Source organism: Paraburkholderia acidisoli, assembly GCF_009789675.1.
GTDB lineage: Bacteria > Pseudomonadota > Gammaproteobacteria > Burkholderiales > Burkholderiaceae > Paraburkholderia > Paraburkholderia acidisoli.
In genome coordinates, this window is record NZ_CP046913.1 from 1,121,105 (window position 1) to 1,137,918 (window position 16,814).

A 16,814-nucleotide genomic window follows, 5' to 3' on the forward strand; every position below is an offset into this window, starting at 1 on the left:
TCGGCTTGCTTTGGAAGGCAGGCCCAGCAAGGGTTTGCGGCAGCGCGGCAAGCCCCGGAGAACAGCAGCCATGGCGGATGAAACGAGCGAAGCCCTCGCGGGCGTGGACGAATTGATGCAGCGCGTCGCGCAGGATTACGAGGCGCTGCCGCGGCAGTTGAAGAGCGTCGCGACCTATATCGAGCAGCACCGCGCGAGCGTGATGATGGACCGCACGAGCGATATCGCCGCGAGTTGCGGCGTGCATCCCTCGGCGGTGGTGCGCTTCGCGCAGCGCTTCGGCTTTTCGGGCTTTTCCGATCTGCAGGCGGTGTTCCGGCAGGCGTATGGCGCGCAGGGCAATTCGGCCACGAGCTATCAGCAGCGCATTCGCGAACTCATCAACACGAAAGAGGCGAGTCCCGACATGGGCGGCGCGGTCGCGCGCGAATTCATCGGCGCGTGCCGCAGCGGGCTCGACGAACTCGAGGCGGGGCTCGACGGCGCGCAATTCGACGCCGCCGTGCAGATGCTCGAAGCCGCCGACAACATCTACGTGATCGGCGTGCGCCGCTCGTTTCCGGTGGCGAGCTATATCGTCTACGCGCTCCAGCACACGCGCAAGCGCGTGCATCTCGTCTCCGGGCTCGGCGGCATGTACCACGAGCAGATTCGCAGCGTGAAGAAAGGCGACGTGGTGATCGCCATCAGCTTCGCGCCCTACGGCAAGGAAACGCAGTACTGCCTGCGCGTCGCCCAGGAACATCACGCCAAAACCATCGTGATCACCGACAGCCAGCTTTCGCCGCTCGCGCGCCACGCGAGCGCGCAGCTCTACGTGAAAGAGGGCAGCGCATTTGCGTTCCGCTCGCTCACGAGCACTTTCTGCCTGTGCCAGGCGCTCTTCATCGCGCTCGCGTACCGGCTCGAACTCAACGTGGAAGAATCGACCGACACTGGAGGATACGATGACTGAGGTTGCGGGCAAGGCGGCAGCGGGCGGGACGATCGACGTCGCGGTATTCGGCGCGGGGCGCATCGGGCGCATTCATGCGGCGAACCTCGCGCGCCAGCCTGGCGTGCGGCTCAAATACGTGGTCGACGTGAACCGCGAGGCGGCGGCCGCGCTCGCCGCGCAGCACGGCGCGCAAGTGGCCGATGTCGACGGCGCGTTCGGCGACGCGGCCATTGGCGCCACCGTGATCTGCTCCAGCACCGACACGCACGCCGAACTGATCATGAAAGCGGCGGCCGCGGGCAAGCACGTGTTCTGCGAGAAGCCCGTCGATCTCACGGTAGAACGCGCGCGCGCGTGCGCCGAAGCGGTCCAGCGCGCGGGCGTGGTGTGCATGATCGGCTTCCAGCGCCGTTACGACCCGACCTTCGCGGCGCTCAAGACGCGGCTCGACGCGGGCGAGATCGGCACGCCGGAAATGCTGATCGTGACGAGCCGCGATCCGGGCGCGCCGCCGGTCGAGTACATCAGGCACTCGGGCGGCATCTTCAAGGACATGCTGATCCACGACTTCGACATCTTCCGCTGGATTCTCGACGACGAAGCGCTCACCGTGCATGCCACGGGCAGTTGCCTCTCCGATCCCGCCATCGCCGAGGCGGGCGATATCGACTCGACGGCGGTGACGATCCGCACGAAACGCGGGCGCCTGTGCCAGATCAACACGGCGCGGCGCGCGGCCTACGGCTACGACCAGCGCTTCGAGGTTCTCGGCAGCGAGGGCATGCTGCAGGCGGGCAACGTGAAGCCCACCGAAGTGGTCGCGTGGTCGAAAACGGCGGTGGCGCAGGACGTGCCCGAGGCGTTCTTTCTCGAACGCTATCGCGCGGCCTATGCGCGCGAGATGGCGCATTTCCACGAGGTCGTCACGCAAGGCGTGCCCGTGCGCACCACGGTCGCCGACGGTCTGAAGGCGCTCGAACTCGCCGAAGCGGCGGCGCTCTCGTGGCGCGAAGGGCGCGTGGTGACGCTGGGCGCGTGAGGCCCGGGCGCGCTCATCGAGGCGCGCGGCGCCGACTGGCGCGTTCCCGCCCGCGCGCCACAACAACGACGAAGGAGACGAATCATGCAGACGATCGATCGCACGCGGCCGTTGCGCGTGGGGGTGGCCGGGCTCGGCCGGCTGGGGCGGCGCCACGCGCTCAATCTCGCGTATCGCGTGCCGGGCGCGACGCTCGCGGCGGCGTGCAGTCCGCTCGACGACGACCTCGCGTGGGCGCGCGAGGCGTTGCCCGCCGCAACGCTGTATGGCGATTACGCCGATCTCCTTGCCGATACGTCGCTCGACGCGCTGTGGCTCGTCACGCCGTCTTCGTTGCACGCGCAACAGATTCTCGCGGCGCTCGAAGCGGGCAAGCACGTGTTCTGCGAAAAGCCGCTCTCGCTCGACGTGGCCGAATGCGAGCGCGTGGTGAGCGTGGCGCGCGATCATGCGGACCGGCAGGTCACGATCGGCTTCATGCGGCGCTTCGATCCCAGTTATCAGGACGCGTTCGCCAAAGTGCGCGCGGGCGCCATCGGCAAGCCGTTTCTGGTGCGCTCGCAAACCAGCGATCTCAACGACCCCGATGGTTTTTTTCGTGCGCTTCGCGCCCACCTCGGGCGGCATCTTTCTCGACTGCACGGTGCACGATATCGACGTGGCGCGCTGGCTGCTCGGCAAGCCGCGCGCGACGCGCGTGTTCGCGGCGGGCGCGATCGCGCTGCACGAGGGCTTGCGTGAATTCGGCGACGTCGACAATGGCGTGGCCATCTGCGAATTCGAAGGCGGCAAGCTCGCGATGTTCTACGCGTCGCGCACGATGGCGCACGGCAACGATACGTCGAGCGAAGTGATCGGCACGGCGGGCGCGCTCACGATCGGGCGCTTGCCGCGCGCGAATCGCGTCGAGGTGTACGACGCCACCGGCGTGCGCAGCGAATGCACGCCGACCTTCTTCGATCGCTTCGAAGAGGCGTTTCTGGTCGAGGCGCAGGCGTTCGTCGCGGCGGTGCGGGCGCGCGAGGGCGGGAGCGGTGGCGCCGAAGGCCAGGGCGCGACGCTCGAAGACGCGCTGGAAGCGACGCGCATCGGCGAGGCGCTGCGGGCGTCGCTGCACACGGGCTCGGCGGTGTTGCTGTAGCGAAAGCGGTGGCGAACGACGGAGCGCGGGCCCGGGAAGCGCGCTTTCCGGCGGCGAGCGGGGATTGAGCTGAACTGCGGCGCCGAACCGAGGGGCTGAACCGAGGGGCTGAACCGAGGGGCTGAACTGCGGCGCTGAACCGCGGCCGCGCCTGCGGTAAAATCGCTGTTATCGCCTGCGCCGCCTGCTTCGTGCACGCGCGGCCGTCACGGCGGCTCACCGAAGGATCCAACCCCGATGCAAATTCAGGTTCACAAGGAAGTGGATGCGCGCGGGCTGAACTGCCCGCTGCCGATCCTGCGCGCCAAGAAGGCGCTCGCCGACATGGAAAGCGGCCAGATACTCAAGGTGCTCGCGACCGATCCCGGCTCGCAGCGCGATTTCGCCGCGTTCGCGAAACAGACCGGCAACGAGATCGTCGAAAGCACGCATGAAGACAAGGTATTCGTGTTTCTGATGCGCCGCCGCTGAACGTCGCCTCAAGCCATGAAAGGGCCCGCGTGACTCGCGGGCCCTTTTTTATTGCGTGTCCCGCTCGCTCAGATCGGCGCGTCGTGCGCCACGGGCCAGTACGCGCTGTCCGGCGTGCTGCGCGCGCCGAAGATCGCCTGACCGACGCGCACGACCGTGGCGCCTTCCTCGATGGCGATCTCGTAGTCGCCGGACATACCCATCGACAGTTCATCGAGCGTGATGCCCGCCGGCGCCTCGTTGCGCAAGCGCTCGCGCAATTCGCGCAGGCGTACGAAGCATTGGCGGACGCGCGCGCTGTCGGCGGACAGCATGGCGAGTGTCATGAGCCCGCGCACGCGCAGCGCCGGAAACGCGCTCAACGCGCGCAGAAAGGCCGCGACGTCGCCGGGCGCGAGACCGTATTTGCTGGCCTCGCCGGACGTGTTGACCTGCACGAACACGTCGAGTGCGCGGCCCTCGGTCTGCAGGCGGCGCTCCAGCGCCTCGGCTACGCGCAGGCTGTCCAGCGCCTGAAATTCCGCTGCGCACTGCGCGACGAGCTTCGCCTTGTTGGTCTGCAGATGCCCGATCACGGACCAGCGCAGATCGGTCAGATCGCCGAGCGCTTCCCACTTGCGATGCGCTTCCTGAGGCCGGTTTTCGCCCAGCATGCGGCAACCCGCGGCATAGGCGAGCCGCAAGCTCGCCTCGGGCTTCGTCTTGCTCACGGGCAAGAGCCGCACGTCGCGCGAGTCGCGACCCACGCGCGCGCACGCCGCCTCGATCCGGGCCTGAACCGTTGCGAGATTGCGGCGGAAGTCGTCGATCGATGCCGCCTGCGGCCAGCGGCCGTGCTGGTCGTGCCGCGTGACGGTGTTCGGGTGGGCGTTATCGGCGTTCATGAATCACTATCCTTGCGCGAAAGACACGCCGCTCGCGACGTGACCTCCGCCGGTCCGTGGCGTGCGGGCCGCTCCGGTGGCAGCGCGCGGCCCCGATTCGCAGCGGCCCGCACGCGCTCACTTGAGTGCCACCTTGGGGAAATCCACCGGCACGTCGAGCGCGACGTTGATGTAGTTGGTGAAGAGGTTCAGCGCGACGTGCGCCATGATTTCGACGATCTGCTGGTCGTCGAAGCCGGCTTCGCGCAGCGCGCTCACGTCGGTATCGGCGAGTTGCGCACGCTGTTCGACCACGGCGAGCGCGAACGTGAGCGCGGCGGCGGTGCGGGCATCGGCCGATGCGCCCACTTGCGCGGCCGCCATGTCGTCCGCCGTCGCGCCGGCTTTCTGGCCGAGCACCGTGTGGGCGGCCAGGCAGTACTCGCAGCGATTGCGGTTGGCAATGGCCACGGCGATCTGCTCGCCGAGCTTCGCGCCAAGCGTGCCCTGACCGAGCGCGCCGAACGCGGCCCACATGCTCTTGAGCGCGGCCGGCGAGTTCGCTACGGCTTTGAACATGTTGGGCGTCGTGCCAAAGGCCTGCTGGATCTGCGTGAGCACGGGCTGGCTGGCGGCGGGGGCGTGGTTGACTTCGAGAGAGACGCGGGACATATCGACGATCCTTGATGGTTAGGGTTCCGAAGCGACGGCAGGCAGCCGTCGGGAGACAGTATGCTGGCGTTAGTTGTATGATTGGGATCAATAAGTCCGATAAACATATCGATTCGTACCATGTCGACACCCGCTCCCCTCGATCGTCTGTCCGGTTTGCTCGAGCGCTTTCGCGTTCAGGCGCAGTTGCATTACTCGGGTACGCTGTGCGGACTGAGTCATTTCGACGCTGGCGAAGGCTACGGTTATCTGCATGTGCTGCGGCGCGGGCGCCTCGAAGTGAGTCATCCCGTCGCGAAAGACGGGCGCGGCGTGCCGGGTGCGCAGGGCGTGCCGAAGCGCATGCGTTTCGACGAGCCCGCGCTGCTGTTCTATCCTCGACCGTTCACGCATCGCTTTCACAACCCGCCTGCTGACGGCGCTGATTTCACCTGCGCGCGGCTGCTGTTCGACGGCGGCGCCGACAACCCGTTGGCGCGTGCGTTGCCGCCCGTGATCGCGTTGCCGCTCGCGCGCGTCGCCGGTCTCGAGCAGGCGCTGGAGCTGCTGTTCGCGGAAACCGAGCGCGTGCGTTGCGGGCAGCGCCTGCTCGCCGACCGCCTGTTCGAAGTTGTGGTGATCCAGTTGCTGCGCTGGCTGCTCGATCATCCGCACGAAGCGGGCGTGCAGCCCGGCCTCATCACCGGACTTTCGGAGCCGCGTCTCGCGCGTGCGCTCGTTGCCATGCACGACGGCCCCGGCCACGCGTGGACACTTGAACGCATGGCGGACTGCGCAGGCATGTCGCGCACCGCGTTCGCCAACACGTTCCGCGACATCGTCGGCCAGACACCCGCCGACTACCTCGCGGGCTGGCGCATCGCGCTCGCGCAAAGCCGCCTGCGCGAAGGCCGGCCCATCAAGCAGCTCGCCGAAGCGCTCGGCTATGCGAATCCTTCGGCGCTCTCGCGCGCGTTCGCGGCCAAGGTCGGCATGTCGCCGCGCGAGTGGCTCGCCAGTCAGGGCGATTGAACGCGATCGAGGGCGATAGAGCACGATCGAGCGCGAGCGCCTGCACGGCGCTCGCGCTCGCGGCGCCGTTACGCGACGGCCTTCAGCAACGCGCGCAACCGCTCGGTCTGTTCGGCGGAAAGCGGCTGGAGCGGCCGGCGCGGCGCGCCCACGTCATGCCCTTGCAGCTTGAGACCGGCCTTGACCGTGGTCGGCAGACCGCCCTTCAGGATGAAGTTCAGCACCGGCAACTGCTTGTAGAACAGCTCGCGCGCCTCGCTCAGCGCGCCCGCCTGGGTCGCGCGGTACAGCGCGAGCGTGAGGTCGGCGATCAGGCAGGGCGCGGCCGTGCACCAGCCCGTCGCGCCCGCGCAGAAGGCTTCGAGCGCGAGCGGATTGCTGCCGTTGTAGAACGGAATCTCGCCGTTCGAGAGTTCGCGCAATTGGTGCATGCGCTGAATGTCGCCCGTGCTTTCCTTGACCATGGTGACGTTGTCGATCTCGCGCACGAGCCGCGCGATGAACTGCGGACTCATGTCGATGCCGCTCGTGGCCGGGTTGTTGTAGACCATGATCGGCGTGCTGATCGCCTGGGCGATCGCGGCGTAGTGGTCGAAGATTTCCTGCTCGGAGAGCTTCCAGTACGAGATGGGCAGCACCATGACCGCGTCGGCGCCCGCTTGCTCCGCGAATTGCGCGCGGCGAACGGCATTGCGCGTGGTCAGATCGGAAATGCCGACCACCACTGGCACGCGTTTCGCCACGTGCCGGATCGAGGCTTCCGCGGCGGCGGTCCATTCGTCTTCGCTGAGATACGCGCTTTCGCCCGTGCTGCCGAGCGGGGCGATCGCGTGCACGCCGTCGGCGATCAGGCGGTCGATGCCGGCGCGCAGCGCGGGCAGGTCGAGCGAGTCGTCGGCGTTGAAGGGGGTGATCGGGTAGGCGATGATGCCTGCGAACTGGGGTTGCGACATGGCGGTTCCGGGTAAATTGAACGGGTTAGGCATGCTACGTTTCTGGATTGAAATTAATCGAGGCAATCGGGGTGGCGGCGCAGCGCGCGGCGCGCGTAGTAGTCGAACGTGACGGCGTGGCGCTTGGCCGTGGAAGTCCAGTCGTGCGCTTCGTTCGCGAGCGCGGGAGGGATCGGCTGGATCGTGCCAGCCTGCATCGCCGTCAATTGCAGTTGCGCGGCGCGTTCCATCAGCAGCGCGAGCAGGCACGCTTCCTCGACGGTCTTGCCCGTGACGAGCATGCCGTGGTGCGCGAGCAGAATCGCGCGCTTGTCGCCGAGCGCCGTGGAGATGATCTCGCCTTCTTCGTTGCCCACCGGAATGCCGGGCCACTTCTCCAGGAACGCGCAGTCGTCGTAGAGCGGAGTCATGTCCATATGGGAGACCACGAGCGGCACTTCGAGCATCGAGAGCGCGGAAACATGCAGCGGATGTGTGTGGATGATGCAGTTGACCTCGGGCCGCGCGCGATACACCCACGTATGGAAGCGGTTCGCCGGGTTCGGCATGCCCTTGCCGTCGAGCAGCTTGAGGTCGTGATCGACGCGCAGCAGATTGCCGTGCGTGATCTCGTCGAAGCCACGCCCGAACGGCTGCGTGTAGAACGTGTCGCGGTCTTCGGTGCGGCAGGTGATCTGCCCGGCCAGCCCCGAGTCGTGACCCCCATCGAATAGAATCCGGCAGGTGAGCGCCAGCTTCTGGCGCGGCGTCCAGGTCTGTTCGTGAAGCTGCTGGTTCATCTGTTGCGTGGATCGGGCGACGATCTCGGACTTCGTGAGGTGTAGCGTGTCGGCCATGACGAGCCTCCTTGCGGATAGTCAATCGGAGTGATGTCCTGCCGGACAAGGCAGGTAACGTTGTGTAGTATATGACACGTTGTGTCATTTCGTATCGATTCGGTTCGAGAAAAATCCGGGAAAATTTGGGGAAAGAGCGGTGCTCGCAATTCGTTTGAAAATGCTGCGCAAGCAGATCGGCCTGAGCCTGCAGGAACTCGCGGACCGCGCGGAGCTGACCAAGAGCTACTTGTCGAAGGTCGAGCGGGGCTTGAACACGCCGTCCATTGCCACGGCGATGAAGATCGCCGGCGCGCTCAACGTGGACGTGAACCAGTTGTTTTCGGTCGCCCAGGGCGAGGAGCCGGTCGCGGTGGTGCGCGTGGCGGACCGCGTGACGGTGGGCGAGGAAGGCGACGGCAGCCAGCCGAAATACGAGATCCTCTCGCCGCGCGGCGCGCACGCGGGGCTCGTGCCGTTCATGATCACGCCGCCCGCGGAGTTCGCGGCTTCGGAGTTCAAGGAGCACGAGGGCGAGGAGTTTCTGTTCGTGCATCGCGGCAAGGTCGAGATCGACTTTGCCGACCACAAGGTGACGCTGGCCGTGGGCGACTCGGTGCACTTCAACGCGCGCATTCCGCATCGCATCCGCTCGGTGGGCGCGCAGCAGGCCGAAGTGCTGCTGGTCGTGGGCCCCGACAAGACCGTGATGTCGAAGCACGATTGAACGTGCGCGGCCGCTGTCATTGCCGCGCGGTCATTTTCCGATCGTAAAAGGAGCGACAACCATGTCCGTCGTGCTGATTGTCGGGGCCGGTCCCACGGGTTTGACGCTCGCCTGCGAGCTGGCCGTGCGGGGCGTGGCGTTTCGCCTGATCGACGCCGCCGCGGGCCCGTTCGCCGGGTCGCGCGCGAAGGGCGTGCAACCGCGCACGCTCGAGGTGTTCGACCGGCTGGGGTGCGTCGAGGAGATCGTCGCGGGCGGTTTGATCGGCTTGCCGTTTCGCCAGCACGGCGCGAATGGCGAATTCCGCGATGTGCCGCGCCCCGTGCCGGAAAGCCGCCCCGACGTGCCGTGGCCCGCGCCGGTGCTGATCCCGCAGTGGCGCACGGAGGCCGCGTTGCGCGCGCGCCTGGAAGCGCTGGGCGGCGAGGTCGAATACGGCACGGCGCTCGTCGATGCCGCGGAGAACGGGCACGTCGTGCGCGCACGGCTGCGGCGCGCGGACACCATCGACGAAATCGAGGCCACCTGGCTCGTGGGCTGCGACGGCGGCCGCAGCACCGTGCGGCGTTTGGCCGGGCTCGGTTTTCTCGGCGAAACGCACGAGGACATGCGCATGCTGGTGGGCGACCTGCAAGTCGAGGGCATCGACCGTGAGCATTGGCACGTGTGGCGCCCCGAGGGCGGCGGTTTTCTGGCGATGGCGCCGCTCGCGGGCAGCGAGGCGTTTCAGGTGCAGATCGGCATTGGGCCGAACGCGCCGCTCGATTCTGCCGAGGCGCCCACGCTGGCGAGTTTCCAGCCGCTGGTGGAGCGCTACACGGGCCGCAGCGACATCCGCCTCTCGCAGCCCACGTGGACTTCGCTGTGGCGCGCGAACGTGCGCATGGTCGAGCGTTACCGCGCCGGGCGTCTGCTCGTGGCGGGGGACGCGGCGCACGTGCACACGCCTGCCGGCGGGCAGGGCATGAACACCGGCATTCAGGACGCGTTCAATCTCGGCTGGAAGCTCGCGGCGGTCGAGCGGGGCGCGCCGGCCGCGCTGCTCGACAGCTACGAGGCCGAGCGCTTGCCGGTCGCGCGCGAGGTGCTCGATCTCTCGACGCGGCTGGTCGCCACGACGCTCTCGCCGAAAACCGAAGGCCTCGTCGCGCGCAGCGAGGACACCACGCAACTGGGCATCCGCTATCGCGAGTCGCCGCTCTCGCATGAGCGCCGCGCCGCGCCCGCAGGCGCGTTGCGCGCGGGCGATCGCGCGCCGGACGCGACCGCGCTGCTCGATCGCGCGGGCCGCTCATGGCGGCTGTTCGACCTGCTGCGCGGGCCGTACGCGACGCTGCTGGCGTTTGGCGCGGGCTGGGAGGCGCTGCTCGACGCCGGGCTTGCGGCAGCCAGCGGGAGCGCGGGGGGCGTACACGCGCTGCGCGTGCTGGCGGCGGGCGAGTCGACCGAGGAAGGCGGGCTGCGCACGCTCGTGGATTCGCGCGGCCATGCGGGCGCGGCCTGGCTGGCGCGCAAGGGCGAGGGCGAGGGCGCGCTGTTCGCCATCCGCCCGGATGGCGTGATCGGTTTTGCCACCGACCACCGCCGCGACGCCGAAGCGTTGATCACGTGGTTACGCCAGGCCGGTTTGGCGCACTAACGCCCGGAAACGTGCCGCCAAGAAAAAAGCCCGCGAGAACGCGGGCTTTTTCATCGGCAAGCGACAACTAAAAATTTAGCCTTCGAGCACCGGATTGCGCGTGCGCAGATACTCGCCGAACTCGCCCGCCACTTCCGGGTGGCGCAGCGCGAATTCCACGGTCGCCTTGAGGTAACCGAGCTTGCTGCCGCAGTCGAAACGCGTGCCGTGATACTTGTAGGCGAGCACCTGCTCGTCGGCGAGCAGCGACTGGATCGCGTCCGTGAGTTGCAGTTCGCCGCCCGCGCCGGGCTTGATCGAACGCAGGTGATCGAAAATGCGCGGCTTGAGCACGTAACGGCCCACCACACCGAGATTCGACGGCGCGACTTCAGGTGCCGGCTTTTCGACGATGCCCGAGAGCTTGACGATCGAGTCTTCCCATTCCTTGCCGTCGACGATGCCGTACGAGCGCGTTTCCGAGGGCGGGATTTCTTCCACGCCGAGCACCGAGCTGTGATAGTGGTCGAACACCTCGACCATCTGCTGCATGACGGGCGGCGTGCCGTAGAGCAAGTCGTCCGCGAGAATCACGGCGAACGGGTTGTCGCCCACGAGCTTTTCCGCGCACAGCACGGCGTGACCCAGACCGAGCGCTTCGGGCTGGCGCACGTAGAAGCAGTCCACGTTGTTCGGCTTGATGTTGCGCACCAGTTCGAGCAGCTTGGCCTTGCCGCGCGCTTCCAGTTCGGCTTCGATCTCGTACGACTTGTCGAAATGGTCCTCGATCGCGCGCTTGCTGCGGCCCGTCACGAAGATCATTTCGGTGATGCCAGCGGCCACGGCTTCTTCGACGGCGTACTGGATCAGCGGCTTGTCGACGACAGGCAGCATTTCCTTCGGGCTCGCTTTCGTGGCCGGAAGGAAGCGCGTGCCGAGACCCGCCACCGGAAATACCGCTTTTGTCACTTTTAGCATGTCTTTAGTCCCTGTCCTGGTGCTTACGTGACGCCGCTCTCACGGCGCCACACGCTACAGCCTCATTTACCGAATGGCGTCTTCAGGCCGGCAGCCGCGCGAGTTGCGCGGTCAGCTTCTCCAGCGTCGCCTGGTATTCTGCCAGTCTTTTCTGCTCTTGCTCAACGACTGCGGGCGGTGCCTTGGCGACGAAGCTCTCGTTGCCCAGCTTCGCATTGCACTTCGTCACCTCGTTGCCGAGTCGTGCGATTTCCCTGGACAGGCGCTCGCGTTCGGCGGCAACGTCGATTTCCACCTTGAGCACGAGCTTGTCCGTACCCACGATAGCAACTGGCGCGCCCGCCGACGCGGCGTCGAGCGTGGCTTCGTCGGCGATGATCTGCACTTCCGAAAGTCGCGCCAGCGCCTGCGCATACGGCGCGAAGCTCGCGAGACGTTCGGCGTTGCCCGTGACCAGCAGCGGCACCTTGGTCGCGGGCGACAGGTTCATTTCGCCACGCAGGTTGCGGCACGCGTCGATCACGGCCTTCAGGTCGGCGGCCCATTGCTCCGCGGACTCGTCGATCTTCTTCTGCTCGGCCTGCGGATAACGCTGCGTCATGATCGACGCTTCGCCTTCCGCCTTGTCTGCCGGGTACGCGTCGGTGAGCGGCGCGACCTTCTGCCAGAGCGCTTCGGTGATGAACGGAATCACCGGATGCGCGAGTCGCAGCACCGTTTCCAGCACGCGCAGCAGCGTGCGGCGCGTCGCGCGTTGCTGTTCGGGCGTACCCGTCTGGATCTGTACCTTCGCCAGTTCCAGATACCAGTCACAGTATTCGTCCCAGACGAACTTGTATAGGGCATTCGCCACATTGTCGAAGCGATAGTCGGCGAAGCCCTTCGCGACTTCGGCTTCCACGCGCTGCAGGAGCGAGACGATCCAGCGGTCGGCTTGCGAGAAGTCCGTGTAGCCGCCCGGGCCGCAGTCGCCGGGTTGGCAGTCGCCCGGCTTGCCGAAGCCGCAGTCGTGGCCTTCGCAGTTCATCAGCACGAAACGCGTGGCGTTCCAGAGCTTGTTGCAGAAGTTGCGATAGCCTTCGCAGCGCGCGAGGTCGAAATTGATGTTGCGGCCGAGCGTGGCCATGGAGGCCATCGTGAAGCGCAGCGCGTCGGTGCCGAACGCGGGAATGCCGTCCGGGAATTCCTTGCGCGTCTTCTTCTCGATGGTGGCCGCCTGCTTCGGGTTCATGAGACCCGTGGTGCGCTTGGCGACCAGCGTTTCGAGGTCGATGCCGTCGACGATATCGATCGGGTCGAGCGTGTTGCCCTTGCTCTTCGACATCTTCTGGCCCTCGGCGTCGCGCACGAGACCGTGCATGTACACCGTTTCGAACGGCACCTTGCCCGTGAAGTGCGTGGTCATCATGACCATGCGCGCGACCCAGAAGAAGATGATGTCGAAGCCGCTCACGAGCACCGAAGAGGGCAGGAAGTGCTTCAGTTCCGGCGTTTCCTCCGGCCAGCCGAGCGACGAGAAGGGCACGAGCGCCGACGAGAACCACGTGTCGAGCACGTCCTCGTCGCGCTTGAGCGCGCCCGTGTAACCGGCCGCCGCGGCCTTGGCGCGCGCGTCTTCCTCGTTCTTCGCGACGAAGATTTCGCCGTTGTCGCCGTACCACGCGGGAATCTGGTGACCCCACCAGAGCTGCCGCGAGATGCACCAGTCCTGGATGTTTTCGAGCCACTGGTAATACGTGGTGGTCCAGTTTTCCGGCACGAACTTGATCTGGCCGTTGCGCACCACGTCGAGCGCCGTTTCCGTGATCGACTTGCCCGGGTTGAACGTGCCCTCCGGCGCCGGCTTGCTCATGGCGACAAACCACTGGTCGGTCAGCATCGGCTCGATCACGACGCCCGTGCGGTCGCCGCGCGGCACCATCAGCTTGTGCGGCTGCACCGAGTCGAGCAGGCCGAGCGCCTCGAAGTCGGCGACCACCTGCTTGCGCGCCTCGAAGCGGTCGAGCCCGCGATACTTCTCGGGCGCGTTCGCGTTGATCTTCGCGTCGAGCGTGAGGATCTCGATCATCGGCAGGCTGTGACGCAGGCCCACCTGATAGTCGTTGAAGTCGTGCGCGGGCGTGACCTTCACCACGCCGGTGCCGAACTCGCGGTCCACGTAGTCGTCGGCGATGATGGGGATCTCGCGCTCCGTGAGCGGCAGCTTGACCATCTTGCCGATGAGGTGCGCGTAGCGTTCGTCTTCCGGGTGCACCATCACGGCGGTGTCGCCGAGCATGGTCTCGGGGCGCGTGGTCGCGACCGTGAGATGGCCGGAGCCGTCGGCCAGTGGATAGCGCAGGTGCCACAGATTGCCGCTTTCTTCCTCGCTGACCACTTCGAGGTCGGAGACGGCCGTGAGCAGCACCGGGTCCCAGTTCACGAGGCGCTTGCCGCGATAGATCAGGCCCTGTTCGTAGAGGCGCACGAACACGTCGCGCACGGCGGCCGACATCTTGTCGTCCATCGTGAAGTACTCGCGCGACCAGTCGATCGACGCGCCCAGACGGCGCACCTGACCCGTGATGGTCGAGCCCGACTTCTGCTTCCATTCCCACACGCGTTCGACGAACTTCTCGCGGCCGAGGTCGTGGCGCGAGATCTTCTGCGCGTCGAGCTGGCGTTCGACCACGATCTGCGTGGCGATGCCCGCGTGGTCGGTGCCCGGCACCCACAGCGTGTTCTCGCCGAGCATGCGGTGATAGCGCGTGAGGCCGTCCATGATCGTCTGGTTGAACGCGTGCCCCATGTGCAGCGTGCCGGTGACGTTGGGCGGCGGCAACTGGATCGAGAAGTTCTTGCTGCCGGGCTCGAAGGTCGGCGCGGCGTAGCCACGACGCTCCCACTCGGGGCCCCATTGGGCCTCGATCGTCTGGGGCTCGAAGCTTTTCGCTAGCGTGCTGTCGCTCATGGGTGGAATCTGCCGAAAAAAGATGCGTGAAACGTTCGATTATAAGGGCAAGCGCTTGCCGCGCCGACGCGCCGCCGGGTACGGCGCGCACAAGACCGGCGTGGGCGACCGGCGTGGGCGGCCGCACTTATAATGGCGGTCTGCCATTCATCGGCGCGTTCGCGCGGTTCGCCTGATGCCGCCCGTCGCGGCGGAGCGCGCCGCGTAACGCCAGCGCCACGTCCCTTTTTTCGCCCCATGCCCGAACTGCTCGCGAATCTGAACCCCGAACAACACGCCGCCGTGACTTTGCCCAACGAGCCGGCGCTCATCCTGGCGGGGGCGGGCAGCGGCAAGACGCGCGTGCTCATCACGCGCATCGCCTGGCTGATCCAGCAGGGTCTCGCCTCGCCCATGACGATCCTCGCCGTGACCTTCACGAACAAGGCCGCGCGCGAAATGATGAGCCGTCTGCAAGCCATGATGCCGATCGACACGCGCGGCATGTGGATCGGCACCTTCCACGGGCTCTGCAACCGCATGCTACGCGCGCATTACCGCGACGCGGGACTGCCGCAGACCTTCCAGATTCTCGATACGGCCGACCAGCTTTCGGCCATCAAGCGTCTGATGAAGGGCCTGAACATCGACGACGAAAAATATCCGCCGAAGAACCTGCAGTACTTCATCAATAACGCGAAGGAGCAGGGCCTGCGGCCGAAAGACGTCGACGTGACCGACGACTTCAACCGCAAGTTCGTCGAGCTGTACGAAGCCTACGACCAGCAATGCCAGCGCGAAGGCGTGGTCGATTTCGCCGAGCTGCTGCTGCGCTGCTACGAACTGCTCGCCTACAACGCGCCGCTGCGCGCGCACTATCAGGCGCGCTTTCGCGACATCCTCGTGGACGAGTTCCAGGACACCAACAAGCTCCAGTACGCGTGGCTCAAGCTGCTCGCGGGGCCGGGCAACGCGATCTTCGCGGTGGGCGACGACGACCAGTCGATCTACGCGTTCCGCGGCGCGAACGTGGGCAACATGCGCGACTTCGAGAACGAGTTCCGCGTGAAGCACATGATCAAGCTCGAACAGAATTACCGCTCGCACGGCCATATTCTCGATGCGGCGAATCATCTGATCGCGCACAACTCGCGGCGTCTCGGCAAGAACCTGCGCACGGACGCGGGCCACGGCGAGCCCGTGCGCGTGTACGAATCGGCGACGGATTCGCAGGAGGCGGGCTGGATCGTCGAAGAAATTCGCGCGCTCATCAACCAGGGCCTGGCGCGCAACGAGATCGCCATTCTCTACCGCAGCAACGCGCAGTCGCGCACGATCGAACACACGCTCGTGAACGCGGGCGTGCCGTACAAGGTGTACGGCGGCCTGCGCTTCTTCGAGCGCCAGGAGGTGAAGCATGCGCTCGCGTATCTGCGCCTCATCGACAATCCCAACGACGACACGGCGTTCGCGCGCGTGGTGAATTTCCCCACCCGCGGCATTGGCGCGCGCTCGATCGAGCAACTGGCCGACGCGGCGCGGCTCTACAACTGTTCGATGGCCGCGGCCATTCCCTACGTCACGGGCAAGGCCGGTTCGAGTCTCGGCTCGTTCGCGAATCTCGTCGCGAAGATGCGCGCGGAAACCGCGCAGATGAGCCTGCCCGAAGCCGTCGAATACACGGTGCGCACGAGCGGTCTCGCGGAGTTCTATCAGACCGAGCGCGAAGGCCAGGACCGGCTGGAAAACTTGCAGGAACTCGTGAACGCGGCCACGGCGTTCGTGAGCGAAGCGGGCTACGGGCTCGACACGCCCGCGCGCTCGATTCCGCTGCGGCCGGGCGCGAGCGCGCTGCCCGAGATCGTTTCGCAGGACGGCGAGATCGAAGTGCTCGACGCGGCCGAGATCACCGACCCGGCGCAGAACCCCGACTTCATGACGCCGCTCGCGGGCTTCCTCTCGCACGCGTCGCTGGAAGCCGGCGACAACCAGGCGCAGGCGGGCCAGGACGCCGTGCAACTGATGACCGTGCACGCGGCGAAGGGCCTCGAATTCACGGCGGTGTTCATCACCGGTCTCGAGGAAGGCCTGTTCCCGCACGAGAACAGCGCGATGGAAGCCGACGGTCTCGAGGAAGAGCGCCGCCTGATGTACGTGGCGATCACGCGCGCGAAGGAGCGGCTCTATATCTCGTTCGCGCAAAGCCGCCTGCTGCACGGCCAGACGCGCTACAACGTGCGCTCGCGCTTCTTCGACGAACTGCCGCAGGAGTCGCTCAAGTGGCTCACGCCCAAGGTCGAGGCGGGCGCGCGCTGGGGCGGCCGGGCGGACAACGCCGGCTGGGGCCGCGACTGGTTCGGCCGCGGCGGCAACGGTGGCAATGGCGGCGGCGGCGGTGGAAGCGGCGGCTCGCGCGACCGCGACGCCTATATCGCCGACAAGACCCCGGCGCCCGCCTTCGCGAACGCGCAGCGCGCCGCCGAAACGGGCTTCCGCGTGGGCCAGGGCGTGTTCCACACGAAGTTCGGCGAGGGCACGATCACGGCGCTGGAAGGCAGCGGCACCGACGCCAAGGCGCAGGTCCGCTTCAAGCGCCACGGCGAAAAGTGGCTCGCGCTCGCGGTCGCCAAGCTGCAAGCCGTTGAATAACCCCGCACCTT

The 16,814-nt window shown here is 66.7% G+C and carries 13 protein-coding genes and 1 pseudogene; 8 read left to right on the top strand and 6 right to left on the bottom strand.

All coding sequences use genetic code 11. From position 1 onward, the window contains the following. Positions 1-70 precede the first annotated feature (70 nt). From FAZ98_RS04870 to FAZ98_RS04885, 4 genes and pseudogenes are all read left to right on the top strand, one after another. On the top strand, positions 71-955 hold the full coding sequence (locus tag FAZ98_RS04870) for a MurR/RpiR family transcriptional regulator (protein WP_158949305.1): 885 nt from the start codon (positions 71-73) through the stop codon (positions 953-955). Then, positions 948-1,976, top strand: a complete 1,029-nt coding sequence (iolG, locus tag FAZ98_RS04875; protein ID WP_158949307.1) for an inositol 2-dehydrogenase — start codon at positions 948-950, stop codon at positions 1,974-1,976. Before FAZ98_RS04870 ends, iolG begins: the two co-directional genes overlap by 8 nt. 84 nt (positions 1,977-2,060) lie before the next feature. Further along, positions 2,061-3,117, top strand: a pseudogene (locus tag FAZ98_RS04880) (Gfo/Idh/MocA family oxidoreductase). Positions 3,118-3,360: 243 nt separating this feature from the next. Then, positions 3,361-3,588, top strand: coding sequence for a sulfurtransferase TusA family protein (locus tag FAZ98_RS04885; RefSeq protein WP_158951874.1), 228 nt, complete (start codon positions 3,361-3,363; stop codon positions 3,586-3,588). Positions 3,589-3,656: 68 nt separating this feature from the next. Here the strand turns inward: FAZ98_RS04885 and FAZ98_RS04890 are convergent, their stop codons facing one another. Then, positions 3,657-4,472 (bottom strand): YggS family pyridoxal phosphate-dependent enzyme, encoded by an 816-nt coding sequence (locus FAZ98_RS04890; RefSeq protein WP_158949309.1) that lies wholly within the window; start codon positions 4,470-4,472, stop codon positions 3,657-3,659. Positions 4,473-4,589: 117 nt separating this feature from the next. Further along, entirely contained in the window at positions 4,590-5,123 is a 534-nt protein-coding gene (locus FAZ98_RS04895) for a carboxymuconolactone decarboxylase family protein (protein WP_158949311.1), read from the bottom strand. 120 nt (positions 5,124-5,243) lie between these two features. On the opposite strand from FAZ98_RS04895, the gene FAZ98_RS04900 reads away from it, so the two are divergent. Beyond that, entirely contained in the window at positions 5,244-6,134 is an 891-nt protein-coding gene (locus FAZ98_RS04900) for an AraC family transcriptional regulator (protein WP_158949313.1), read from the top strand. Between the two features lie 68 nt (positions 6,135-6,202). Here FAZ98_RS04900 and FAZ98_RS04905 read toward each other — a convergent pair whose 3' ends face one another. Further along, positions 6,203-7,087: a dihydrodipicolinate synthase family protein gene (locus tag FAZ98_RS04905; RefSeq protein ID WP_158949315.1), complete on the bottom strand. Its 885-nt coding sequence runs from the start codon at positions 7,085-7,087 to the stop codon at positions 6,203-6,205. Positions 7,088-7,140: 53 nt separating this feature from the next. Next, positions 7,141-7,923 (bottom strand): aldolase, encoded by a 783-nt coding sequence (locus FAZ98_RS04910; protein ID WP_158949317.1) that lies wholly within the window; start codon positions 7,921-7,923, stop codon positions 7,141-7,143. Positions 7,924-8,062: 139 nt separating this feature from the next. On the opposite strand from FAZ98_RS04910, the gene FAZ98_RS04915 reads away from it, so the two are divergent. Both FAZ98_RS04915 and FAZ98_RS04920 read left to right on the top strand, forming a co-directional pair. Further along, positions 8,063-8,629: a helix-turn-helix domain-containing protein gene (locus FAZ98_RS04915; RefSeq protein WP_158949319.1), complete on the top strand. Its 567-nt coding sequence runs from the start codon at positions 8,063-8,065 to the stop codon at positions 8,627-8,629. Between the two features lie 61 nt (positions 8,630-8,690). Beyond that, positions 8,691-10,268, top strand: coding sequence for an FAD-dependent monooxygenase (locus tag FAZ98_RS04920; protein ID WP_158949321.1), 1,578 nt, complete (start codon positions 8,691-8,693; stop codon positions 10,266-10,268). 75 nt (positions 10,269-10,343) lie between these two features. Here FAZ98_RS04920 and galU read toward each other — a convergent pair whose 3' ends face one another. After that, positions 10,344-11,225, bottom strand: coding sequence for a UTP--glucose-1-phosphate uridylyltransferase GalU (gene galU, locus FAZ98_RS04925; RefSeq protein WP_158949323.1), 882 nt, complete (start codon positions 11,223-11,225; stop codon positions 10,344-10,346). Between the two features lie 82 nt (positions 11,226-11,307). Next, positions 11,308-14,175 carry a valine--tRNA ligase gene (locus tag FAZ98_RS04930; RefSeq protein WP_158949325.1) on the bottom strand — a complete coding sequence of 956 codons (2,868 nt, stop codon included), beginning with the start codon at positions 14,173-14,175 and terminating at the stop codon, positions 11,308-11,310. Between the two features lie 237 nt (positions 14,176-14,412). Here FAZ98_RS04930 and FAZ98_RS04935 point away from each other — a divergent pair, with 237 nt between their 5' ends. Next, the gene (locus FAZ98_RS04935) at positions 14,413-16,803 is read left to right on the top strand and encodes a UvrD-helicase domain-containing protein (protein WP_158949327.1); all 2,391 of its coding nucleotides are present in this window, start codon (positions 14,413-14,415) and stop codon (positions 16,801-16,803) included. Positions 16,804-16,814: the final 11 nt, after the last annotated feature.